The organism is Meridianimarinicoccus aquatilis, from assembly GCF_004358675.1.
GTDB lineage: Bacteria > Pseudomonadota > Alphaproteobacteria > Rhodobacterales > Rhodobacteraceae > Meridianimarinicoccus > Meridianimarinicoccus aquatilis.
Genome location: NZ_SMZO01000019.1, coordinates 1 through 21,143 on the forward strand (window position 1 = coordinate 1; position 21,143 = coordinate 21,143).

A 21,143-nucleotide genomic window follows, 5' to 3' on the forward strand; every position below is an offset into this window, starting at 1 on the left:
AGCGTAACCGCCCGATTGATACCACGGTTTAGGCTGACCCCCAGTTCCAAGGCATCAGTTCGTCGATCCGGTTGATTTTGTGATCGTGGATGCGGTCGAGGACGTCGGCAAGGTAGGCTTGTGGATCGATGGCGTTCAGCTTTGCGGTTTCGATGATCGTCATCGCACGCGCCAAAGTTTCCGCCCCGGTGTCAGCACCCGCAAAGAGCCAGTTTTTGCGCCCAATCCCGATCGGGCGCATGGCACGTTCTGCCGCGTTATTATCGATAGCCACGCGACCATCCTCAAGGAACAAACAGAACGACGGCCAACGGCTCAGACCATAACGAAAGGCTTTCGCCAGATCGCTCTTGCCGGGGATCCGCGTCAGCTGTTGTTCGGCCCAGAGTTTGAAGGCCTCAACCTTCGGTTTGCTCAGCTTTTGGCGTGCTGCAAGGCGCGTATCAGCTGATTGACCTGCGATTTCGCGCTCGATGTCATAGAGCTTCCCTATCCTGTCGAGGGCCTCACGAGCGATCTGTGACTTGTCCGACGCCCATACATCATGGAAGTCGCGACGCAGATGCGCCCAACAGGCGGCCTCCTTGAACTGACTGTTGCCGTCAGGGCCTTTCTCATACAGCGCATTGAACCCGGCATAGGCGTCTGCCTGCAAGATACCGCTACTGTTTTGCAGGTGCTGGCGGACATGTTCGCCTTTTCGGTCAGGGGCAAAGTAATAAACCGCCCCCGGCGGCGCTGTGCCCGCCCATGGTCGCTGATCACGGACATAGGCCCAGATACGGCCCTGTTTCACGCCTTTACCCAACCCCTTATCGCGTCGCGCACGGTCCAGCACCCGGATTGGCGTGTCATCTGTATGCAGCAGATCACTTGCCATGATATGCGCCTCGACCCGCTCAATGATGGGCCGGAGAACCTGCATCGCGCGCCCACACCAATCGACCAGCGTACTGTCTGGAATGTCAGCCCCCATACGCGCGAAGATTTCGTTCTGTCGGTAAAGCGGAAGATGATCGTCAAATTTCGAGACCAAAACATGCGCCAGTAGATTGGGCCCCGCCATGCTGCCCGGGATCGGGCGGCTGGGTGCGGGCACCTGCACCATCTTTTCGCAGCGGCGGCAGGACTTCTTGATGCGGGCAATCTCGATCACCTTGAGCTGCGCTGTGATCATATCGAGCAGTTCACTGACATCCTCACCAACGATCCGCAGATCACCGCCGCAATCGGGGCACGCGGCACCGGGATCAAGCTCGCGGCGCTCACGCGGGGTCGTGTCCGAGACACGCGGGCGACGGCGGGGTTTATTCTCAACCGGCTCGGATGCAGCAGAAGATGGTGCGTCAGCCTCATCTTCATCAAGCGGTGCGTCTTCCGCCTCAGCGACCGCGACCAGTAGGTCTTCCAGCGCCAACTCAAGCTGTTCAATCTCGCGCTCGATCTTTTCCGAGCTTGCACCAAACGCCTGTTTCTGCAGCTTTGCGATCCGCAGCCGCAAGGCCTGTACCAATTGATCATGGGCCCGCAGTGTCGCCGATATCTTGGCATTCTCCGCCTGCAAAGTCGCAATCATCGCCTTCAAACGAACGGGGTCATCTGGCAGGTTTTCAGTATCAATCAGCATGGCGCAAATTACCAAAACTTACAGTAAAACACTATATAAATAAGCAATATCAGATAGATAAATCAACCAACGCGGGCCGGTGGCGCACCCCAATCTGGCCTACGCCAATCGATCCCCTCCCACAGCATCGCCAGTTGCGCCGAGGTCATCCGCACAGCCCCATCCTGGGCGCTTGGCCATGGAAACCGCCCCCGCTCCAGAACCTTGTAGTAAAGACAAAAGCCCTGACCATCCCAGTACAGCAGCTTTAACCGATCACCCCGTCGTCCACGAAAGGCAAACACCGCGCCACTTGCTGGCTTCTGGCGCAACACGTCCTGCGCCAAGATCGAAAGGCCCGCGATGCCCTTCCTCATATCCGTCACCCCACAGGCCAGATAAACCCGAACCCCGGTTCCCGGACCGATCACGCGGCTTCCACCGCCCGGATCAATCGCGTCAGCGCGGCTGCTTCCACGCCAGTATCAAATCGCAAGCAACGTCCATTGTTCAAGGAAAGCTCCACCGCAGACGGCGGTGTGGGCTCCGAGGCTGATGACACTACGTCTGCAACATGGAAATCAATTGGTAGAAAAACTGCGCCCTCGCCGGTGGGCCAAAGCCCCTTCTTCTTAAGCTCATGCCGCCATCGGTAAATCTGCTGGCGCGTCACATCGTGCCTATGCGCAACATGCGTGACCGTCGCCCCGTCAATGCCGACGGATGAAACAATCGCCAACTTGTCATCATCATTCCAGCGCCGCCGCCGCTCAAAACCAAGGACCTCGCCCCGCATGACACCCTCCGCATAAGACACGTCACTAACGACGTCGCTATGCACGTATCTTAAACCATCACGCCAAAATTAGGCAGGCGGTGCCAATCGGGCGGTTACGTTATAGCATGTTCTCGATCACCAAAGAACAAGAACCGCGCCCCTGCCAACGGCCCCGTCGCCTTGTCCAAATAAACACTTCCGGGGGCAATTGGGGCCAACTGAAGCTTGCCCAGCATCGTGAGAAAGTCGAACCTACCAAGTCGTCCACCGCCGAAGCCAAAAACACTTGTCATGGATTTGTATAACGCATCGAATGTTGCGTGAGGCTCTTGCCCAACTCTTGCATGGGTGGCTACCAATCGGTCTTGAAAACCCCCAAATTCGGTTTGCCACTGATAGTAAGTACGAAATGTCCTTGCTATCGCATCCGGCCTTTTACTTTGGAATTTTCGGTGATTTGAGAACTTTCGAGTAGCAATACCACCTGCGTTTGCCACCAGCATGTTTTCGAATGCTACTGGGTCGGCACCATAAGTTGCAAATGACCAAACAGGTCCCGCTTGGAATGATCCATAAACATCTTGGGCAAACGCCCATTCGTCCACCGAATGTTTGCCGAAGTGAGTAAGGATAAATGTTAGCCAAATCGCTTCATCAAGCTGCCCTTGTCGATGGTAGTGAAGTGATCCTCTAACTGGGTCGAAAATATCCGAATGAGGATCGCATCTGGCCGGACTAACTCCCTGCATTATCAAGGTTTCAGTATATGAAATTCGACGAAGACTAGAAATGATCTGTTGTGCCCAACAATGTCTCCGCTGGGCAGTTGCTATGCCGGGAAGGGGGCCAAACTGCGCATCAATCTCCGCTATTTTCCCAACAAACTCATTGATTCTGTTTTTGTGAATGCCGTTCATGCTTGGCTACCTTAACTTAGGTTCTCAAAAAGATCCCTAACGGGAGATTGTTTTTTATCGAGCCTGCCAAGGATGTATATTCGGTAGGTCGGTGAAATGTCCCTCATCATCTTTACAACTTTGCGTAGCTCAGACCTCTCGGTGCTGAGATCATCTCCGCGTTTCCTCATTTCTTCAAATATCTTGTGAATTCTGAAAAGCTCAATGAAGTCGCGCCAGTACGGATCGAGGTCAGCCGGTGCGGTGTGGTCGATGTTTCCGGTTCGGATTTTTTGCTCTGCGGCTTTTACGTGCTCTATACTGGACCAAGGGCTTCCAAGGGGCATCTCAGGCATTGGTGAAAAATCATGAAAACCCTCTCTGTAATAGGCTTTGGCACCTGACGTTGAGATGTTCGCCGGACGATCCTCCGTTGCTGTACAGTCATGATATAAATGTAGACTGGTCACTGAATGAGTGTACCTACCTAACCCAAAGCCCAGCTCGCGCGCTGCGATCTCTTGTAACATCGTAAACGCGAAAATGTCATGCGGAAGGCCGAAAAATGCATCGTTGGAACGCATGTGTGTGTGCATGAACAACTGCTTGTTCCTAACCGCGAATTGAATGGTGCAGGTGCACGGCTTGTCCCCGTTTTTCGGCTTTGCATCTGAATTGTCATATATCTGAACTAGGGCGTTTCTTGACCCTTCCCGTTCGCGCAGCGTACGGATTACTCGATCCCATTCACTGACACCATCGAGCTTCGCTTGAGCATTTTCACCGAATATTCTGGGCCCATAGGCACCGCTTGCTTTCACCTCATCTTTGATCATTTTGGGATAGTTAGGGATGTAGTGTTTGATGAAATCGACGCTATCACTACCGGACAAATACCAAAACAATTCACCAAGCGGACTAAAGGCTTTGGCCTTCGAGAATGAACGACTTAACCGCGCTCGTGGGTTCTTAAGCTCCAACAGCGCGCCAAAGGCCTCCGTACTATTGCCTTTGCTAGACTCGACCTGAAAGTTCCCTCGCCCATTTAGTAGCTGCTTAAAAACAGCCCTCATCAAATCATCAAGGCTATCTTCGCTTGCGTGGAACAATTTTACCAACCTCTTCTTAGGGTTGAATTTCTGCTTTGTTCCGCACAATTTCAAGAGGTAACTAAAGCAATTCCGTACCGTTGGCTCATGTCATTCTTTTTACACTTACGATCACCCCGTGTTCAGATACATTTTTCGAGACTCTTTTTGCTCGCTCCAAAAGCCAATCGAACCCAACAACCTTTATGCGGTGACGTGCTTCGTTTAGTGATGCCAATACCAACTTTTGGTCAGGCGTCAGAGTGTTCTCCAAGCCAACGATAACCAAGCAGTCTGGACTCGAAAATCCGGGAAACACGTTTCTCACGTTTCCGATATGGTCCAGCATGTATTTTCGATAGTCCGTCACTTGATGTTCAGCGTGAGTAACATCCGCAGAGGGGTGACCTGCTTTTGTGATCAGATTCTTGCTTGGACATTCGATCTCAACAACAAGATAGCTTCCGTCTGATCGCTTCACCACAAAATCCGGCTTCCGAGAGCCAAACAGATTTGGCTCTGGCCAAACCTCTATCGCCATAGGGTCTAGGAGTTGTGGGTTTGCCTCAAAGAAGGTTTGAAACACAGGTTCGCAGGAGCCGCAGTCATCAATCAAGTCCTGAAACTCGCGTAGCGTCTTTTCTCCAATTGAAAACCATCGACTCGCGACTGCTCTCACTATTTCCTTTGCGGCTTTGACGCTATCTGGTGACACCTGATGCCGAAAGAAAACTTGTGCAAGAGATGCCGCAAGATCATCTTCTCTTTCAATGGATAAAACCAATTCAACCAATTTCTTTCTGGCAGCCTCTTGTACACCACATGACGTTCCTCCCGCATCAATTACCCGTTGCCACAGTTCAGAACCCGACCCAACTTTCATTCTCATTGAAGGCGAAGCTGATGCTGCGGACGAGAGCACGTCAAAGGCGATAGTATGGTTCGAAAGGTTGGAAAGGTTCACAGCGGCCTGAGCTATTTCTTCAATTCCTTGCTCGCTCCAAAAAAGTAAGGCAGCAGCGGCGGGCTCCTTTAGTTCCCACTTATAGGTGATACCGCCATAGTCATCTTCAAAAAGGCGGCGAACCAAATTCATTGCCTGTGTCGTTCCTTGGTCCATACAACGGTTCAACAACGAACTTAGGGTTTGCGGGTTAGCCCCCCTTTCAATGAAATCATTGACTTCGTCTTCGAGCAAACCTGTGATCTCCCAAGAAGTGGCAACTTTGTTGACCGCGAAATACGCCAACATCTGAACACGCTATCCGACCTAGGGAAGAATGGGAAATGATACCCTAATGATACCCACGACAAAATCAGTCGTGCTTCAGGCGATCAAAATCACGCCTATTATATTGTTTTATTTATATAAAAGTGGTGCCCGGGGGCGGAATCGAACCACCGACACGAGGATTTTCAATCCACTGCTCTACCCCTGAGCTACCCGGGCATGGGGAACGATTATCGTTCGGGTCTGGGCGTTTTAGGCGGTCCCCGATCAGGTGTCCAGAGTACAAATCACAAAATCAGTGCCGTTTTTTCATGTCGTCGGTTTCGGTCGCCGCAACAATTTCATCGTCGTCTTCGTCGGTATGCGAGGCGGGGATGGAATAGCCGCCCGTAAGCCACTTCCCGAGATCTATATCCGCACAGCGGCGGCTGCAGAAGGGTCGGTATTGCTCTGCTGCTTCGGCTTTGTTGCAGATCGGACAAATCATGAGAGTGTCACACTGATTGGCAGTCGCTCGCGCTTCCGGCTCAGTTCGAAATGCCCCAACGGCGTCCAGCCGACAAGTGCGGTTTCAACGGGGCATGTGCGCAGGGCGGTACGGATGGTTTGCTCGAAGCTGCGTCGGTCCTTCTTTGCCATGGGAGCGAAATCTATGACGATCTGGCCACCAAGGCCGAGCAGGCGCAACGCGCGGGGCAGCTCACGGATCGCTGCGATGTTCGTTTTAAGGCCTGCGGCAAGGCTGGTGTCGTTTCCGGTATTCACATCCACGGCTACGAGCGCGCGGGTTGGCTCCACGTACATGTGCCCGCCGCCGGGAAGGGCGACCCGAGGCTGGCGCAATTCGTCAATAGCCTCTGCCGCGCCGTGCGTGTCAAAGCACCCAGGCTCCAGAATGACGTCGCTTGCGGCTACGTCTGACCAGTCCCGCCATGCCAAAAGGTCGGGCGTTGGCCCATCCAGCAAAAGCTCGGGACCGCCCTTCGTGGCGCCGCTTACCTGTAGGGCCAGATCAAGCGTATCGGCAAGATCGTCGGCGAGTGCGTCATCCTCGGCGGTTTGCGCGGCCGATCGAAGGATCACGCCGACCCCTTCGGGAAATTCAAACTCGTCCAGAACACTGCGTAGCCGTGCCCGCGCGTCTTCATCCTTGATGCTGCGGGAGAGATTGATGCCCGGTGCACCTGGCGTCACGATGCAATACCGGCTTTTGAACAAGACTTTGAGGGTTACAGGCACTGCTTTGCCCGGTTCAGCATAGCCGGTGACTTGCACCAGAACAGATGCACCTGCTGCAAGGTCTTGGCCCTGACGGGCAAAAGCGCTGCCCCCCGGAATCGACAGCATGCGCCCGCCAAGACCTTTCATAGGTCTGTCCACGCGCGCCCGATATATTGCGCCGGGGCGAGGGACGTCATCCGGCGGATCGATCAGGAGGTCGTCAAGCTGCCCGTCACGCATCAGCGCAGCAGCAGGTCGTCCCGCCAACGTATCGATCAGAATTTGAGATCCCTTCATGCCGCCACCCGTTGCCATACAGGAAAACCCGCCGCCGTGAGCAATGTGGCAGTTTCAGCCAAGGGCAAGCCAACGATTGCGGTGAACGATCCCGATGTCCATGGAATGAAAGCGCCGGCAGGGCCCTGAATACCATACCCGCCCGCTTTGCCCTGCCAGTCACCGGAGGACAGATAGGCGTTCAGTTCTTCGTCAGATAGAGATTTCATTTGCACTCGGCTTTCCACTTCGCGCTGCCATATGCGTGCGCCACGGCGAACACACACAGCAGTGATCACCCGGTGTCTTCGTCCCGATAGTGCCAAGAGGAACGACGCAGCTTCGCCAGCGTCAGCGGGCTTGCCCATGATGCGGCGTCCCATGGCCACGGTGGTATCAGCGCACAGAATGATATCGTCAGGGCCGGCGATCACAGCGGCGGCTTTCTCGCGGGCGATGCGCGCGCAATACACGCGAGGCACTTCGCCGACGCGCGGGTCTTCATTGATGTCAGGCGGTGTTATGGCGTCGGGCGTAATCCCAAGAACGCCCAGCAGTTCAAGACGTCGCGGGCTGCCGGAACCAAGAACAAGACGCGGTGCGACAGCCCCATCGGGCTGGGCCGGGGGCTGCAAGTCGCTCATCACGGCGCCTTTACTTGAAGCGATAGTTGATCCGGCCCTTGGTCAGGTCATAGGGGGTCATTTCGACCTGCACCTTGTCACCTGCCAGAACACGAATCCGGTTCTTGCGCATTTTTCCTGCCGTGTGTGCGATAATCTCATGGCCGTTCTCAAGCTCGACCCGGAATGTCGCGTTGGGCAGGAGTTCCTTCACGACGCCGGGGAATTCGAGCATTTCTTCCTTGGCCATGGTCACTCCGTTCTAAATCGCTCGCCACGCTGCGAGCACGCGACTAGATGCGCCAACGAGCGCAAATTTTCAAGGGGTAAAGCGCATAAACGCCAGATCCTGCAAGGATCAGGTTTATGCCGCCAGTGCGCAGACCAGCGTGAACAATCGCCTTGCTGTATCCTCGTCCAGCACTGCGTAATCGTCAAGGACAGTGATCAAGGTTCGGGCGCCCTCCAGATGGATTGCGCGACGCGCCTCGTCCAGCACTTCGATTTCGGCCGGCGGCTTTGAGCGCACTGCTTCATAATAACTTGCGCAAATCTGCGTGTAGTCTTTAACGATCTGCCGCAATTCGCCCAAGGTAACGGTGAACTGTGTCGCGGCAGAGCCATCTTCGCACTTCAGGTCAAACGTCAGCCGACTTCCAGCAAGTCCAAGGGCCAGTTGGTAAGGGCCGGCAGGGGCATGTTTCAACGCAAAATGATTTTCTTCGATCAGGTCAAAGATCGCGACATTCTGTTCCTGTTCAATTTCTGGGCTGGGCGCACGGCCGTCGCTGCTTTCAAGCGTGATCTGTGACAGTCTTTCGGTCATTCGGCGGCCTCGTTTAAGCGATTCAGTCTTGCGCGCACCGATAGTGCGTGCGCTTCAAGGCTCTCTGAAACAGCAAGCCGTTCAGCAGCCGGGCCGATGGCTCTCAGCGCGCCGGGTGTCATTCTTGCCAAAGTCGTCCGTTTGATGAAATCCATTACCGATAGCCCGCTCGAGAACCGGGCAGAACGCGCAGTTGGCAAGACGTGGTTTGGGCCGCCGATGTAATCACCAATGGCTTCAGGGGTCCATGCGCCAAGGAAAATCGCTCCGGCATGGGTGATTTTGGCGGCAAGCGCGTCGGGGTCAGCAACGCACAGTTCCAGATGTTCGGGGGCGATCCGGTCGCTAAGTTCAGCGGCCTCGGTCAAGTCGCGCACGGTGATAATTGCCCCAAAGTCGCGCCAGCTTTTACCGGCGATTGCTCGCCGTTCCAGTGTCTCAAGTCTGCGCGTGACGGCATCCGCAACAGCTTGGCCAAAGGCGGCATCGTCCGTGATCAGGATCGACTGGGCGCTTTCGTCGTGTTCGGCCTGACTCATTAAATCAACGGCGATCCAATCGGGATCATTGTCTGCATCGGCGATGACAAGAATTTCGGACGGGCCGGCGATCATATCGATGCCAACCTTGCCAAAGACCCGCCGTTTCGCAGCGGCGACATACGCATTGCCGGGGCCGGTTATTTTGTCGACGCCTTTGATCGTTTCGGTGCCATAGGCGAGGGCTGCAATCGCCTGCGCGCCGCCGATTCGGTATACGGTATCCACACCCGAAAGCCGCGCCGCTAACAAGACCAGCGGGTTTGAAACACCATCCGGGGTTGGCGCACAGATCACCAACCGGGGAACGCCAGCCACGCGGGCTGGTATCGCGTTCATCAGAACTGAAGATGGATAGGAGGCCAACCCGCCGGGCACATAGAGGCCAGCAGCCCCAACGGGTGTCCAGCGCCAGCCAAGTGTTGCCCCGCAAGCATCGGTCCAACTTTCATCCTCGGGCACTTGGCGCGCGTGATAGGCATGAATCCGATCAGCGGCCAGATGCAGCGCGGCACGATCATCATCGCTTACCTTGGCACAGGCTTCATCAATTTCGTCTTCTGAAAAAGCGAGCGTGTCCGGGGTCAATTCCAGCCGGTCAAATTTCGCGGTCAGTTCAATCACGGCGGCGTCGCCGCGGTTTCTGACATCTGCGATAATTTCGGCGACAGCGTCATCTACGTCCGGCGCATCTTCGCGTTTTGCCGTCAAAAGAGCGGCAAACTCCGTTTCAAACCCAGTATCCGAAGTGTCCAGAAATTGTGGCATGTGTTTTCCCTTTGCGCGGTGTTAACGCCCCGTTGCCGAAGGCTCAAGGGACGCGTTGCCGTAAGCTAGGCTTTCACCCGGTGTGGTTCGGGGCTTTTCCCGATGGGGCAACATAGGGTCGTGTGACGTCTGTCAACGTCATGTCCACACATTCGACCGACAGGCGGATCGCCCCGTCGCCCGCGAGGGTCAAGATAATGTCGCCAGCGCCATCTTCACCCGGCTCGTACGAGATGGATAAGAGCGAGAGCACCAAATCGCGATCAGCCCGGTCAATGCCAGTAGACGCGACCCGCAGAACATCGCCGATAACCAAAACAGACTGTACTCGTTCATACGCGCGCTTATGTTTCTCTGCACGTGGGCGATCTTCCCAACGGAAGCGGTTGAGCAACAGGGCAAAGCGCCGGGCGGGACGGTCCCAGGTCATTTCAGTGGATGGAAACACCGCATCCTGAACCAACGCCGAAACAATGGGCAAATCATCAGGGCCTTGCGCGATCAGGCGCAGGGGCGCTTCGGCACCATCTTCAAAGGTCGCGTCACCAGTCATTCGCTCACCCGTTCGATGCGCGCCCCGCACGCGCCCAACTTGTGCTCCACCCGTTCGTATCCGCGATCAAGGTGATAGACCCGGTTGACGACTGTCTCGCCCTCTGCGGCCAGACCGGCAAGGATCAGCGAAACGCTGGCGCGCAGGTCGGTTGCCATAACCGGAGCCCCCTTGAGGCGAGGGACGCCTGTGACCGTCGCGTGCCCCCCTTGCACGTCGATCAAAGCGCCCATGCGCATCAGTTCGGGGGCGTGCATGAAGCGGTTTTCAAAGATACGTTCTTCGAGGACGCTGGTGCCATCTGCGGTGCACATCAGCGCCATCATTTGAGCCTGCAAGTCGGTTGGGAAGCCGGGAAATACCTCTGTCACCACGTCGACGGCTTTGACCCGTCCGTTCTTGCGCGACACCCGAATTCCTTTTTCGGTTTCAACTATCTCGACGCCTGCTTCGTCCAGCTTTTCACAAAACGCCGTCAGCAGGCCCATTCGGCCACCGATCAATTCCACGGATCCGCCAGCAATTGCTGGGGCCAGCATGTAAGTGCCCAGCTCGATCCGGTCCGCGACGACCTGATGGGTTGCCCCATGCAGGCGGTCGACGCCTTCGATTGTAATGACCGGCCCGCCAGCGCCTTCGATCTGGGCACCCATGGCCATCAGAAGCTCGGCCAAGTCCACGATTTCAGGTTCTCTTGCGGCGTTTTCGATGACCGTTGTGCCCTTGGCGAGAACGGCCGCCATCAAGGTGTTCTCGGTGGCACCAACAGACGGGAACCGCATGGGAATCCTTGCGCCTTTCAGCCCGTTTGGGGCCTCGGCATGCAGATACCCATCGCGCAGTTCGATCGTGGCGCCGAGCGCCTCAAGTGCGGTGACGTGAATGTCCATTGGCCGGGCCCCAATCGCGCACCCCCCCGGAAGCGACACTACAGCCTGACCAGCGCGCGCCAGCAACGGACCAAGCACAAGATTGGAGGCGCGCATCTTTCGCACGATTTCATAGTCCGCGACATGGCTTGTCAACGCGTGGCTCGACAGTGCGACGACCTTGCCATCCTGCATTCGGGATACTTCGACGCCCAGCGACGCCAACAAATCGCCCATGGTGGCGATATCCGAAAGTCGCGGAGCGTTGGTCAGCGTCAAAGGCTCATCCGACAGCAATGTCGCAGGCATAAGGGCAAGGCACGCGTTTTTTGCCCCAGCAATCGGGATCGAGCCCGACAATTCGGCGCCGCCATGCACCACGATCTTGTCCATAGTGTTCAGTCCTTTGGGTCGGGAGTGGGGCGTCGTGCCCTGCGTTGCGACTTGCGCCGTGCGAGATTGGCGCGCAGCGCGGCTTTCAGCCGTGCGTCGCGGGCCGAGTGTTCCGGGGCTTTTGCGCGCGGTGGCGTTGGTTCGTCCGCCTCGTTGAGTGTATCGTCGTCCGGATCCTTCGTCATGACACTGTCCCTACCGCAGGGCTGCGCAGGGGTCCAGATGCTGCTGTGCAAGGTGCAATTGTGCGGTCACGCTGCCACGGCGGCGTGCAGTGGACTGCTGTCAGCACCGGATGCCTGAAAAATCCGATTTCCCGGTCATCGGGGCCTTGCACGGGCTGCGCTTTGCGTCTATCAGCCCTGCCACACCCGCCGATCAACGGCATGGCCGCAGTAGCTCAGTGGTAGAGCGCGTCATTGGTAATGACGAGGTCGGGAGTTCAATCCTCCCCTGCGGCACCATTTTCCAAAAATTTCAATCCAACGGTACATTAGTTACCATTGATTTGCTTATCTTCTCAGCAATTTGTCCACCTTTTTGCCTGAAGTCGGGCGCGTCATTGAACCATCTGATCTAGGGGGCATGGCGGCGCCCCCAAACACATCACGTTGTTCGGCAATCCACATTGCATGCACGAAGAGGAGCCCGACCAGGGTAAGGGAAGCCGCCCCCGCCTAAGGTCAGAAACGTCGCCTCAGAAACTTGTACGCCAAGCTAATGCCTCAGAAGGTGACGAAACCCTCTGTCTTCAAGGCCCATCGAAAGGGTCCCCATTAAACGAGTGCCGGGCGCGCTGATCCGCGTCGCTCCAAGCTGAACTGGTTTTGCCCCGGTTCCTAATTTGAAACGGGCGAGACCGGGTTGTGACTGTGTGTCGATCAGGTCGAGATCCATTGAGGTCACGCCCTGCCGTGCATGGTATTCCATGGCGTGCCACATCAGCAAATTATGAGCGTTCTTTGCTCGCGCTGTGTCGTTGGACCACCCGACATGATAACTTGCGCATGAGCCGTGGCGCAAAAATAGCATGCCCGCGATACGATCGGTCCCGATTTTTGCTGTAAAGACTGTTGCTGTGCCCGGCGAAGCGGCAGCCCAAGCGGCGGCGAAACTTGGTGGCAAGCGTCGATATCGACGTTCCCGCGACTGCGCAGCTTCTTCTTGTAGAAGCCAATGAGTGGTGTCCGCCGGTAGGGGGGATGCAGTCACGTCGAGGCCCCCGGCTTCGGCGCGCACCAGACGGTTGCGCCATTTTCCATGCAGGCTTGCCCGGCGGTCTGCGGGTGTGCCGCTCAGACACAGACGGGCCAGCGTCATTGGCGTCACCATCGGCAGAAGGTCTGTACCTTCCAAAGGATCGCCGCCCGCGACCGGATCTGGTGTCATGATGACAAAACTGTGGTCTTTGCGCAGATGTTCTAGCAAGAGCAAAAGGGCAGTACGGCGATCTTGGGAGGATAGGTTGCTGTGCCAAACCGGTCCGCGTGACACAAGCGCGGCACGGCCAAAAACGGGCCAGCGGCGCGACAGAACAAGCGCGCTTGCAAGCGGAGCGTGAGGTGCGCCAAGGGTCACCCACCGCGTTCGCCGACCAAGCGCGGCGCAAGCCAGTGCATAGGCCGGGTGTTGTTGCATTGGCACCGTGCCGGTCAAGTGCTGGTCAGGGCAGGGGCTGTCGTGCCATTCCATAGACTGGATTAACGCGATGCTTACTTAAGGTTGCGTTAATGACCGCTATGAAACGCAAAATGCCCCCCGTCCTCGGCGTGCGTGCCGCCCCACCACGGCCGACACTGGCAGGTACAATCTGGCTTGCTTGCCTGATTGCACTGCCAGTTTTTATTGTGCTTATGGTGGTGGAATGGATTGTACGTTGGCTGATCTGACTTGACCAAGCCGTCCTGCTATCCTTCGCGTGTCACCATTGCATGGCGCTTGCGTCCGGCGCTCAGTTTGATCGGGCTTGCAAGGGCACCTGCGTCAAGGACAAGCCCCGCGTCTGTCAACGGTGCATCGTCCATCCGCGCCCCGTTTTCCGCGATCAGGCGCTTGGCATCCTTGCCTGATTTCGCAAGCCCTGACCGAACCAAAAGCTGCACCACGGAAATACCATCGCCAATATCGGCCGCGCTGAGGGTGAGCGTTGGAAGATCGTCGCCCACACCGCCCTTTTCAAATACTTCGCGGGCGGTGGCCTCGGCCGCTTCGGCGGCGTCGCGCCCGTGCAGCAAACTGGTCACTTCGTTTGCGAGCAGGATCTTCGCGCCATTGATTTCAGCCCCTTCCAGCGCACCAAGACGGTCGCATTCATCCACGGGCAGCTCTGTATAAAGTTTGAGGAAACGACCCACATCCGCGTCGGTTGTGTTGCGCCAAAATTGCCAGAACTCGTATGGCGAAAGCATCGCGCTATCCAGCCAAACAGCGCCGCCAGCAGATTTGCCCATCTTGCGCCCGTCCGACGTGGTCAGAAGCGGCGAGGTCAGGCCATAAATCTCATTGTCCAGCACGCGGCGGGTCAGGTCGATCCCGTTCACAATGTTGCCCCACTGGTCCGACCCTCCCATCTGCAACCTGCAGCCGTAGCGGCGGTTGAGCTCAAGGAAATCATAAGCTTGCAAGATCATGTAGTTGAATTCGAGAAAGCTGAGAGACTGTTCTCTGTCGAGGCGTGACTTCACGCTCTCGAAACTCAACATGCGGTTGACGCTGAAATGCCGCCCAATGTCGCGAAGAAATTCGAGGTAGTTCAGGTTATCCAGCCACTCGGCATTGTTCAGCATCAGCGCGCCGGTGTCGCCTTCGCCGTAGTCGAGGTAGCGCGCAAACACGCGGCTCATACCATCGATGTTTGCGTCAATCTGTTCCGGCCCTAAAAGCGGGCGTTCGTCCGACCGGAACGACGGATCACCGACTTTGGTGGTCCCGCCCCCCATCAGCGTGATTGGCTTGTGGCCGGTCTTTTGCAGCCAGCGCAGCATCATGATGTTGAGCAAGTGCCCGACATGCAGCGAGGCCGCCGTGGCATCATAGCCGATATAGCAAGGGACCGTACCCTTCATCAGCGCGGCATCCAGCCCCTGCATATCTGTGCAGTCGGCAAGGAAACCGCGCGTGACCATCACGTTAAGAAATTCGGATTTCGGGTGGAAGGTCATCGGCGATCGGTCCATTCAGAAAAGGTGTCGCGCTTATAGGAGGATCGGGCATGAAGGGAAAGGCGTTGTTGGACGGCAAAAAACCAGTCTGGGCGGTGGGCACCATGTCCGGCACATCGTTGGACGGTGTGGATGCCGCGGCCATTCTGACCGATGGTGAAACGGTGACAGAGTTTGGACCAAGTGCCTACAGGGCTTATTCAGACAACGAACGTGGTGCTTTGCACGCAGCGCTTGGGGCGTGGCAGGGCGCACCGGGCGTCGATGCAGCGGCGGAAATTGTGGAAGCAGCCCACCGCGACCTGCTGCTGGACTTGCCGGGCGAAATGATCGGATTTCATGGGCAGACGTTGGCGCATGACCCCGGCGGGCTTGGAACTCATCAGGCGGGGGATGGGGCCGCTTTGGCGCAGGCGCTTGGGCGACCGGTTGTTTGGGACTTTCGGAGCGCGGATGTGGCGGCTGGCGGTCAGGGCGCCCCGTTGGCCCCGGCTTTTCATTTTGCCTTGGCTAAGTGGATCGGCGCACGCGGACCAATTGTGTTTTTGAATCTTGGTGGTGTCGGAAATCTGACATGGATTGACCCAACCTGTCCTGGTCCGTTTGAGCCGGGCGCCCTTTTGGCGTTTGACACGGGTCCGGCCAACGCGCCCCTAAACGATTTGATGAGGACCCGGCGCGGAGGTGAGATGGACAAGGACAGTGCGCTTGCTTTGCAGGGGATGGTGGATGACCGGGTGCTAAGCGCCTACCTGGCAAATCCATTTTTCAAACGGGTGCCGCCGAAAAGCCTTGATCGCGATGATTTTGGCGCGCTCCAAGAGGCTGTGTCAGAGCTGTCTGATGCGAATGCAGCAGCCACGCTGACTGAGGCCGCAGTGCAGGGCGTGTTGCGCGCAATGGATTGGTGTCCCCGTCCGCCCGGCCGTGTTTTGGTGACGGGTGGTGGGCGGCGCAATCCGTTGATGATGTCGCGACTGGGGGCCAGTCTCGTTTGCCCCGTCATCCCGGTCGAAGATGTTGGTTTGGACGGCGATATGCTTGAGGCGCAGGCTTTTGCGTTCTTGGCCATTCGTGTTGCTCGCGGGTTGCCCACATCAGGGCCGGGTACGACCGGGGTCGATCAACCCATCTGTGGTGGGCGGGTGAGCTTGCCGCATCAGCGTTGAACACAAAAACGGCCCGGCCGCGACGCGACCGGGCCCTTGAGCGTCGAAAGAAGACGCTTCTACGATTTGCGGCGCATGCGCAGGGCGATCGGTGCGGCAAGTCCGCCAAGCAACATCATGCCCGACATTGGCAGAGGCACGGCGCTTGTCTGCGGCGCTGGTACGCCAGCGTTGCCACTGAACAGAACGTCGCCGGATGTGTCAAAAGACAGGGCCCCAAGGCTGGTTGCAATATTGTTGAACTGGTTCAACGCAAACACTTTTGTACCTACCTGCGGTACGAAATCATCCTTCAGACTGCTCACAGCAGTTGAATCCACGAAGAAATCAAAGAGATCACCGCCTGTGGCTTGCCCAAAGAAGACCGCGTTGTTGCCGAAATTGTATCCGATACGGGTTTCGATTTCGAAGATTGCTGTGCCGAGAGAACCGATAGTGACCTGAGCTTTGTCCAGTGGGTTGAAGTTTTCCCCGCGACCGTAGTTGGAATAGTTTGAGTCGTCGCCGAAAAGCTCAATCAAAAACTCTGTGTCAGAGAAAGCTTTTCCGTCCAATGTCCCGGAACCGGTTCCCGAGATGGCAAAGTTGGCTGATGCGGCTTGGGCGGCCGGGGCAACCGCGGCGATTGCGATTGATGCGATTGCGACGGTTTTTGCGATGCGCGAAACAAAGGATGCGAAGATCATTGGAGTGTCCATTCCGTATTGTGAGGGTCGGTATGCAGTCACCCTAACGCATGCGCAAATATTGTATAACTCCCTATAAAGAAGACAAAAAATATAAATTAGGCAGGTTCTGTATGCGAAAGTACAGTGGGGCAATTCCTTAGGGGACGGGGGCTCTCAGCAATGGAAGTTCGAAAAATCAGATCATATGGAAATGCAGCCACACCCTAACCACAGAGGGTTCAGTCTTCTTGTTCGACCAAGCTTAACTCGCCGGCCTGTTCAAGATCTCTTATCGCGGCAATGACTTGGGCTTTCGCCTCTTCGCCCTCGGCAACCTTTACCTTGCCGCGGTCGCTCATATCTTCACGCAGTTGCGTGGCCATCCGTTGCGACATGTTTGCAAGGATGAAATCCGCGGCATCCCCATCAGTTTCATCGACGGATGCAAGTGCCGTAATCAGGACGGCCTGATCAATGGCGCGGGTCACTTTTGGAATGTCCCGCGGCTCAACACGTTCAGAGATATTTGCAAACGTGAAGATCGTCTTGCGCACTTGCGCCCCCAAATCTGCGTTCTCTTCGGTCAGGGCGGTCAGCATTCCTTCGCGCGTGTCCGACCGGGAAGAGTTCAAAATCGCGCCGATCCGGTGGACCGGGGCATCGTCAAAGGCGCGTGGGCTTTCTTCCGCGACCTGTGCGGCGATGGCATGGCCAATTGTGCGCACAGTATCCGGATCTGTGGTTTCCGTTCCAGACACGGCCAACGTGATCTGGCGGGCAAGGTCATTGGGGATCATGCTGAGCAGAACTGCCGACGTCGCGACGGGGAGCTTTGACAAAATGACCGCCGCGATTTCGGCGCTTTCACGCTGCAGGATGGCCGTCAAATCTTCCATCGGCAAGCGAGCGATCATCTCCCATGGGTCACCTTGAATGACGACACCAGTCTCGCGTCGGATCCGGCGTAAGTTGGTCGCGCTGAGGGCGCCATCAAGCATTTCCAGTGCCCCTTCAAGCCCGCCCGGAAAGGCGGCGCCCAGATCATTTACTTCTGCCATGAATTCCTCGATCACACTGTTCAGTGTCTCGCGGTCAATCGTGCGGATCGCGCCCATTTCGTGGGTCAGTTCAATCTGCATGGCCTCTGGCAATGCATCAAGTTGCAGTTGTGCGCCTTCTTTCAGCATAAGCCGAACGATGATCGCGGCCTTTTGCCGACGCGACAGGCGGGGTCGATGGGCGGCAACCGGAGTGGCGGGCGGCATGTTTGGCGTGGACTGGTTCAAGGGACTCTCCGCATTCTGCTGATACGGCGACGATGGCCTGAGTCTGTTTAACTGCCCGTTACCCTGAAACAAAAAACACCCCATCCTATCCGGATGGGGTGCTGTAATCCGAAATTGCGGATATTTTAGCCGACGGTTTGAACTTCGCAGCGTTGGGTATCGCTGTCCCACGCCGATCCCGGTGCACAGGAGGCGGCTTCGGTCTTGCCCCAGCTACAGGAAGCCAAGGCAATGCCCGGCGAAGCGGCCAGCACGAATGCCGTCAGTACGATCTTGGCCTTCATCTTAGTCTCCCTCTCGTTGTGTTGCCGTAACGAAAAGATAGCACAGAGCCGCCACCGGGCAAGTATGATGTCAGGACGTTCCGAAAACGCGCGCGAAAATCGTGTCGACATGCTTTGTATGATAGCCAATGTCGAACTTATCCTCGATTTCGGCAATGCTCATGGCGGCAGTCACGTCGGGATCCCCTTTCAGCTCTTCCATGAAGTCGCGGCCTTCTTCCCAGACCTTCATCGCGTTGCGTTGCACAAGTGTATAAGCATCCTCGCGGCTTACACCCTTTTGCGTCAAGGCGAGCAGCACGCGCTGGGAATGCACGAGGCCGCGGAACTTGTTCATGTTCGCGATCATCGTGTCGGGATAAATGACCAACTTGTCGACAACAGACGTCAGGCGAGCCAATGCGAAGTCCAGCGTAACGGTCGCATCGGGCCCGATGGCACGTTCTACCGAGCTGTGCGAAATGTCCCGCTCGTGCCACAGGGCGACGTTTTCCATCGCTGGCACCACCGACATGCGGACCAGCCGGGCAAGACCCGTCAGGTTTTCGGTCAAAACCGGGTTGCGCTTGTGCGGCATCGCGCTTGACCCCTTTTGCCCCTTCGAGAAAAACTCTTCGGCTTCAAGAACTTCGGTGCGCTGCATGTGGCGAACTTCAATCGCGATATTCTCGATGCTTGATGCAACCACGCCCAGCGTTGCAAAGAACATGGCATGACGATCGCGCGGGATCACTTGGGTCGAGATCGGCTCGGGCCGCAAGCCCAGCTTCTTGCAGACATGGGCTTCGACGGCGGGGTCGATATTGGCAAATGTTCCGACTGCACCGGAAATTGCACCGGTGGCCACCTCGTAGCGCGCTTTTTCCAAACGGTTCCGGTTCCGCTCCATTTCGGCATAGAAGCGTGCAAAGGTGAGGCCCATCGTGGTCGGCTCTGCATGGATGCCGTGGCTCCGCCCGATGCGGATCGTGTCCTTGTGCTCCATCGCCCGGCGCTTGAGCGCGGACAGCAACGCATCCATATCGTCGAGCAGAATGTCAGCCGCGCGCACCAGTTGGATATTGAAGGTTGTGTCCAGAACGTCAGAGCTGGTCATGCCCTGATGCACAAAGCGCGACGCATCGCTGCCGATGATCTCGGCCAAATGGGTCAAAAAGGCGATGACGTCGTGTTTTGTGACGGCTTCAATCTCGTCGATGCGGGCCACGTCAAAGGTCGCATCGGCAGCTTTCCAGACTTCGGCTGCGTCTTCTTTAGGAATCACGCCCAGATCGGCCTGTGCATCGCAGGCATGTGCCTCGATCTCGTACCAAATGCGGAACTTGGATTCCGGGGACCAGATTGCGACCATGTCGGGGCGGGAATAGCGAGGGATCATCTGGGCTGCCTTGTTTTTGTGAGAATTGCCGGATCGCGTCAGGTCTTATGCGGCAGGGCTTGCACGGGCAAGGGTGCGAAATGTCCTGATATGCGAACCTGTGGTACATTTAAGGTGACGCGCGCTTGGGGGCGGACCACCGGGTATAGAACGGAAAAAGCCCCGGCGTTGGCCGGGACTTTAAAAATGGCAGTGCTGTGGCTCAGCGGTTTTCGACGTCCACATAGTCGCGCATCTCTGCGCCCATATACAACTGACGAGGGCGACCGATCCGTTGTTCGGGGTCGATCAGCATCTCTTTCCACTGTGAAATCCAGCCGACTGTCCGCGATACGGCGAAGATCGGTGTGAACATCGATGTCGGGAAACCCATCGCTTCGAGAATGATGCCCGAATAGAAATCGACGTTCGGGAACAGTTTCTTTTCGGCAAAGTAGGGGTCTGCAAGCGCTGCCGCTTCCAGTTCTTTGGCAACCTGAAGGATCGGGTTGTTTTCAACACCAAGCAGGTCAAGCACTTCGTCCGCCGACTCTTTCATGACTGTCGCGCGCGGGTCGAAGTTTTTGTATACCCGGTGGCCAAAGCCCATCAGGCGGAAAGGATCGTTCTTGTCTTTTGCACGGGCGATATACTCTGGGATTCGGTCAGGCGTACCGATTTCCTTAAGCATTTCCAGGCAAGCTTGGTTTGCGCCGCCATGTGCCGGCCCCCAAAGGCAGGCGATACCAGCCGCGATGCAGGCAAACGGGTTTGCGCCGGACGACGATGCAAGGCGCACGGTCGATGTGGAGGCGTTCTGTTCGTGATCGGCATGCAGTGTGAAGATCCGGTCCATCGCGCGCGACAGAATTGGGTTCACTTCGTATTCTTCTGCGGGAACGCTGAAACACATGCGCATGAAGTTTGACGCATAGTCCAGATCATTGCGTGGATACACGAAAGGCTGACCTACGTGGTATTTGAACGCCCACGCCGCAATGGTTGGCATCTTTGCGATCAGGCGGATTGACGCGACTTCGCGCTGCCACGGATCAGAGATGTCGGTGCTGTCATGGTAGAAAGCAGACATCGCGCCAACAACGCCGACCATGATGGCCATTGGGTGCGCATCGCGGCGGAACCCGCGGAAGAAATGCTGCATTTGCTCGTGCAACATCGTGTGTTGCGTGATGCGGCGTTCAAAGTCTTCCAGTTGCGCGCCCGTCGGCAGTTCACCGTAAAGGAGCAAGTAGCATACTTCGAGGTAGTGCGATTTGGCCGCAAGTTGGTCGATGGGATACCCGCGATGCAGAAGCTCGCCTTTGTCACCATCAATAAACGTGATTGTGGAGCGGCACGCAGCAGTTGATGTGAAGCCGGGGTCATACGTAAAGACATCACCTTGCGCGTAGAGCTTGGAAATATCTACGGCATCAGGTCCAATTGTCGGCGAGTGAATTGGCAACTCGAGCGTCTTTTCCCCGAAAGTAAGTGTCGCTGTTTTGGTAGGGTCGGCCATGGTTATTTTAGTCCCTCATCTGACGCGCGGCG

General features: G+C 56.6%; 24 protein-coding genes and 2 tRNA genes. 3 read left to right on the forward strand and 23 right to left on the reverse strand.

Annotated features, from left to right (window positions below; all coding sequences use genetic code 11):
- Positions 1 to 28: 28 nt before the first annotated feature.
- From tnpC to E2L05_RS09950, 16 genes are all read right to left on the reverse strand, one after another.
- Positions 29 to 1,627, reverse strand: a complete 1,599-nt coding sequence (tnpC, locus tag E2L05_RS09875; RefSeq protein ID WP_133342750.1) for an IS66 family transposase — start codon at positions 1,625 to 1,627, stop codon at positions 29 to 31.
- Positions 1,628 to 1,689: 62 nt separating this feature from the next.
- The gene (tnpB, locus tag E2L05_RS09880; protein WP_208016246.1) at positions 1,690 to 2,037 is read right to left on the reverse strand and encodes an IS66 family insertion sequence element accessory protein TnpB; all 348 of its coding nucleotides are present in this window, start codon (positions 2,035 to 2,037) and stop codon (positions 1,690 to 1,692) included.
- On the reverse strand, positions 2,034 to 2,402 hold the full coding sequence (tnpA, locus tag E2L05_RS09885; protein WP_133342751.1) for an IS66-like element accessory protein TnpA: 369 nt from the start codon (positions 2,400 to 2,402) through the stop codon (positions 2,034 to 2,036). Before tnpA ends, tnpB begins: the two co-directional genes overlap by 4 nt.
- Before the next feature lie 95 nt (positions 2,403 to 2,497).
- Entirely contained in the window at positions 2,498 to 3,301 is an 804-nt protein-coding gene (locus E2L05_RS09890) for an alpha-glutamyl/putrescinyl thymine pyrophosphorylase clade 3 protein (RefSeq protein WP_133342752.1), read from the reverse strand.
- A gap of 11 nt (positions 3,302 to 3,312) precedes the next feature.
- On the reverse strand, positions 3,313 to 4,389 hold the full coding sequence (locus E2L05_RS09895) for a thymidylate synthase (RefSeq protein WP_133342753.1): 1,077 nt from the start codon (positions 4,387 to 4,389) through the stop codon (positions 3,313 to 3,315).
- An 85-nt stretch (positions 4,390 to 4,474) separates the two neighbouring features.
- Entirely contained in the window at positions 4,475 to 5,620 is a 1,146-nt protein-coding gene (locus E2L05_RS09900; protein WP_133342754.1) for a Shedu anti-phage system protein SduA domain-containing protein, read from the reverse strand.
- Positions 5,621 to 5,743: 123 nt separating this feature from the next.
- Positions 5,744 to 5,818 (reverse strand) — tRNA-Phe (locus E2L05_RS09905).
- 76 nt (positions 5,819 to 5,894) lie between these two features.
- On the reverse strand, positions 5,895 to 6,086 hold the full coding sequence (locus E2L05_RS09910) for a DNA gyrase inhibitor YacG (protein ID WP_133342755.1): 192 nt from the start codon (positions 6,084 to 6,086) through the stop codon (positions 5,895 to 5,897).
- Complete coding sequence (locus tag E2L05_RS09915; protein WP_133342756.1) at positions 6,083 to 7,117, reverse strand: ribonuclease E/G; 1,035 nt, start codon at positions 7,115 to 7,117, stop codon at positions 6,083 to 6,085. Before E2L05_RS09915 ends, E2L05_RS09910 begins: the two co-directional genes overlap by 4 nt.
- The gene (locus E2L05_RS09920) at positions 7,114 to 7,740 is read right to left on the reverse strand and encodes a Maf family protein (RefSeq protein WP_133342757.1); all 627 of its coding nucleotides are present in this window, start codon (positions 7,738 to 7,740) and stop codon (positions 7,114 to 7,116) included. The genes E2L05_RS09915 and E2L05_RS09920 overlap by 4 nt, the downstream gene beginning before the upstream one ends.
- A 10-nt stretch (positions 7,741 to 7,750) precedes the next feature.
- On the reverse strand, positions 7,751 to 7,969 hold the full coding sequence (infA, locus tag E2L05_RS09925) for a translation initiation factor IF-1 (protein WP_011455993.1): 219 nt from the start codon (positions 7,967 to 7,969) through the stop codon (positions 7,751 to 7,753).
- A gap of 114 nt (positions 7,970 to 8,083) precedes the next feature.
- Positions 8,084 to 8,545 (reverse strand): UPF0262 family protein, encoded by a 462-nt coding sequence (locus E2L05_RS09930; protein ID WP_133342758.1) that lies wholly within the window; start codon positions 8,543 to 8,545, stop codon positions 8,084 to 8,086.
- Positions 8,542 to 9,852, reverse strand: coding sequence for a histidinol dehydrogenase (gene hisD, locus E2L05_RS09935; protein WP_133342759.1), 1,311 nt, complete (start codon positions 9,850 to 9,852; stop codon positions 8,542 to 8,544). The genes E2L05_RS09930 and hisD overlap by 4 nt, the downstream gene beginning before the upstream one ends.
- A 73-nt stretch (positions 9,853 to 9,925) precedes the next feature.
- Positions 9,926 to 10,405, reverse strand: coding sequence for a DUF2948 family protein (locus tag E2L05_RS09940; RefSeq protein ID WP_133342760.1), 480 nt, complete (start codon positions 10,403 to 10,405; stop codon positions 9,926 to 9,928).
- The gene (murA, locus tag E2L05_RS09945) at positions 10,402 to 11,667 is read right to left on the reverse strand and encodes a UDP-N-acetylglucosamine 1-carboxyvinyltransferase (RefSeq protein WP_133342761.1); all 1,266 of its coding nucleotides are present in this window, start codon (positions 11,665 to 11,667) and stop codon (positions 10,402 to 10,404) included. Before murA ends, E2L05_RS09940 begins: the two co-directional genes overlap by 4 nt.
- Positions 11,668 to 11,672: 5 nt before the next feature.
- The gene (locus tag E2L05_RS09950; protein WP_133342762.1) at positions 11,673 to 11,852 is read right to left on the reverse strand and encodes a hypothetical protein; all 180 of its coding nucleotides are present in this window, start codon (positions 11,850 to 11,852) and stop codon (positions 11,673 to 11,675) included.
- 204 nt (positions 11,853 to 12,056) lie between these two features.
- Between E2L05_RS09950 and E2L05_RS09955 the strand changes: the two genes are divergently transcribed.
- Positions 12,057 to 12,131 (forward strand) — tRNA-Thr (locus E2L05_RS09955).
- 253 nt (positions 12,132 to 12,384) lie between these two features.
- Here E2L05_RS09955 and E2L05_RS09960 read toward each other — a convergent pair.
- Positions 12,385 to 13,305: a GNAT family N-acetyltransferase gene (locus E2L05_RS09960; RefSeq protein WP_165971729.1), complete on the reverse strand. Its 921-nt coding sequence runs from the start codon at positions 13,303 to 13,305 to the stop codon at positions 12,385 to 12,387.
- A gap of 92 nt (positions 13,306 to 13,397) precedes the next feature.
- On the opposite strand from E2L05_RS09960, the gene E2L05_RS20760 reads away from it, so the two are divergent.
- Positions 13,398 to 13,556 carry a hypothetical protein gene (locus tag E2L05_RS20760; RefSeq protein ID WP_165971730.1) on the forward strand — a complete coding sequence of 53 codons (159 nt, stop codon included), beginning with the start codon at positions 13,398 to 13,400 and terminating at the stop codon, positions 13,554 to 13,556.
- Between the two features lie 18 nt (positions 13,557 to 13,574).
- Here the strand turns inward: E2L05_RS20760 and tyrS are convergent, their stop codons facing one another.
- Positions 13,575 to 14,828, reverse strand: coding sequence for a tyrosine--tRNA ligase (tyrS, locus tag E2L05_RS09965; protein ID WP_133342764.1), 1,254 nt, complete (start codon positions 14,826 to 14,828; stop codon positions 13,575 to 13,577).
- A gap of 50 nt (positions 14,829 to 14,878) precedes the next feature.
- Here tyrS and E2L05_RS09970 point away from each other — a divergent pair, with 50 nt between their 5' ends.
- Positions 14,879 to 15,997, forward strand: a complete 1,119-nt coding sequence (locus tag E2L05_RS09970) for an anhydro-N-acetylmuramic acid kinase (RefSeq protein ID WP_133342765.1) — start codon at positions 14,879 to 14,881, stop codon at positions 15,995 to 15,997.
- Between the two features lie 59 nt (positions 15,998 to 16,056).
- Here the strand turns inward: E2L05_RS09970 and E2L05_RS09975 are convergent, their stop codons facing one another.
- From E2L05_RS09975 to gltA, 5 genes are all read right to left on the reverse strand, one after another.
- On the reverse strand, positions 16,057 to 16,683 hold the full coding sequence (locus E2L05_RS09975) for a VPLPA-CTERM sorting domain-containing protein (RefSeq protein WP_133342766.1): 627 nt from the start codon (positions 16,681 to 16,683) through the stop codon (positions 16,057 to 16,059).
- Positions 16,684 to 16,904: 221 nt separating this feature from the next.
- Positions 16,905 to 17,951, reverse strand: coding sequence for a flagellar motor switch protein FliG (locus E2L05_RS09980; protein ID WP_243721934.1), 1,047 nt, complete (start codon positions 17,949 to 17,951; stop codon positions 16,905 to 16,907).
- A gap of 125 nt (positions 17,952 to 18,076) precedes the next feature.
- Complete coding sequence (locus tag E2L05_RS20765; RefSeq protein ID WP_164686466.1) at positions 18,077 to 18,235, reverse strand: chitin-binding domain-containing protein; 159 nt, start codon at positions 18,233 to 18,235, stop codon at positions 18,077 to 18,079.
- Between the two features lie 70 nt (positions 18,236 to 18,305).
- Complete coding sequence (gene purB / locus E2L05_RS09985) at positions 18,306 to 19,613, reverse strand: adenylosuccinate lyase (protein ID WP_133342767.1); 1,308 nt, start codon at positions 19,611 to 19,613, stop codon at positions 18,306 to 18,308.
- A gap of 202 nt (positions 19,614 to 19,815) precedes the next feature.
- Positions 19,816 to 21,111: a citrate synthase gene (gene gltA, locus E2L05_RS09990; RefSeq protein WP_133342768.1), complete on the reverse strand. Its 1,296-nt coding sequence runs from the start codon at positions 21,109 to 21,111 to the stop codon at positions 19,816 to 19,818.
- Positions 21,112 to 21,143 lie beyond the last annotated feature (32 nt).

Coding starts and splice junctions, on each gene's coding strand:
- E2L05_RS09930 (WP_133342758.1), bottom strand. CDS start 8,545: ATGACCGAAAGACTGTCACAGATCACGCTTGAAAGCAGCGACGGCCGT.
- infA (WP_011455993.1), bottom strand. CDS start 7,969: ATGGCCAAGGAAGAAATGCTCGAATTCCCCGGCGTCGTGAAGGAACTC.
- tyrS (WP_133342764.1), bottom strand. CDS start 14,828: ATGACCTTCCACCCGAAATCCGAATTTCTTAACGTGATGGTCACGCGC.
- purB (WP_133342767.1), bottom strand. CDS start 19,613: ATGATCCCTCGCTATTCCCGCCCCGACATGGTCGCAATCTGGTCCCCG.
- E2L05_RS09970 (WP_133342765.1), top strand. CDS start 14,879: ATGAAGGGAAAGGCGTTGTTGGACGGCAAAAAACCAGTCTGGGCGGTG.
- hisD (WP_133342759.1), bottom strand. CDS start 9,852: ATGCCACAATTTCTGGACACTTCGGATACTGGGTTTGAAACGGAGTTT.
- gltA (WP_133342768.1), bottom strand. CDS start 21,111: ATGGCCGACCCTACCAAAACAGCGACACTTACTTTCGGGGAAAAGACG.
- tnpC (WP_133342750.1), bottom strand. CDS start 1,627: ATGCTGATTGATACTGAAAACCTGCCAGATGACCCCGTTCGTTTGAAG.
- E2L05_RS09910 (WP_133342755.1), bottom strand. CDS start 6,086: ATGATTTGTCCGATCTGCAACAAAGCCGAAGCAGCAGAGCAATACCGA.
- murA (WP_133342761.1), bottom strand. CDS start 11,667: ATGGACAAGATCGTGGTGCATGGCGGCGCCGAATTGTCGGGCTCGATC.
- tnpA (WP_133342751.1), bottom strand. CDS start 2,402: ATGCGGGGCGAGGTCCTTGGTTTTGAGCGGCGGCGGCGCTGGAATGAT.
- E2L05_RS09940 (WP_133342760.1), bottom strand. CDS start 10,405: ATGACTGGTGACGCGACCTTTGAAGATGGTGCCGAAGCGCCCCTGCGC.
- E2L05_RS09960 (WP_165971729.1), bottom strand. CDS start 13,305: ATGCAACAACACCCGGCCTATGCACTGGCTTGCGCCGCGCTTGGTCGG.
- E2L05_RS09920 (WP_133342757.1), bottom strand. CDS start 7,740: ATGAGCGACTTGCAGCCCCCGGCCCAGCCCGATGGGGCTGTCGCACCG.
- E2L05_RS09950 (WP_133342762.1), bottom strand. CDS start 11,852: ATGACGAAGGATCCGGACGACGATACACTCAACGAGGCGGACGAACCA.
- E2L05_RS09890 (WP_133342752.1), bottom strand. CDS start 3,301: ATGAACGGCATTCACAAAAACAGAATCAATGAGTTTGTTGGGAAAATA.
- E2L05_RS09975 (WP_133342766.1), bottom strand. CDS start 16,683: ATGATCTTCGCATCCTTTGTTTCGCGCATCGCAAAAACCGTCGCAATC.
- E2L05_RS09900 (WP_133342754.1), bottom strand. CDS start 5,620: ATGTTGGCGTATTTCGCGGTCAACAAAGTTGCCACTTCTTGGGAGATC.
- E2L05_RS09915 (WP_133342756.1), bottom strand. CDS start 7,117: ATGAAGGGATCTCAAATTCTGATCGATACGTTGGCGGGACGACCTGCT.
- E2L05_RS20765 (WP_164686466.1), bottom strand. CDS start 18,235: ATGAAGGCCAAGATCGTACTGACGGCATTCGTGCTGGCCGCTTCGCCG.
- E2L05_RS20760 (WP_165971730.1), top strand. CDS start 13,398: ATGACCGCTATGAAACGCAAAATGCCCCCCGTCCTCGGCGTGCGTGCC.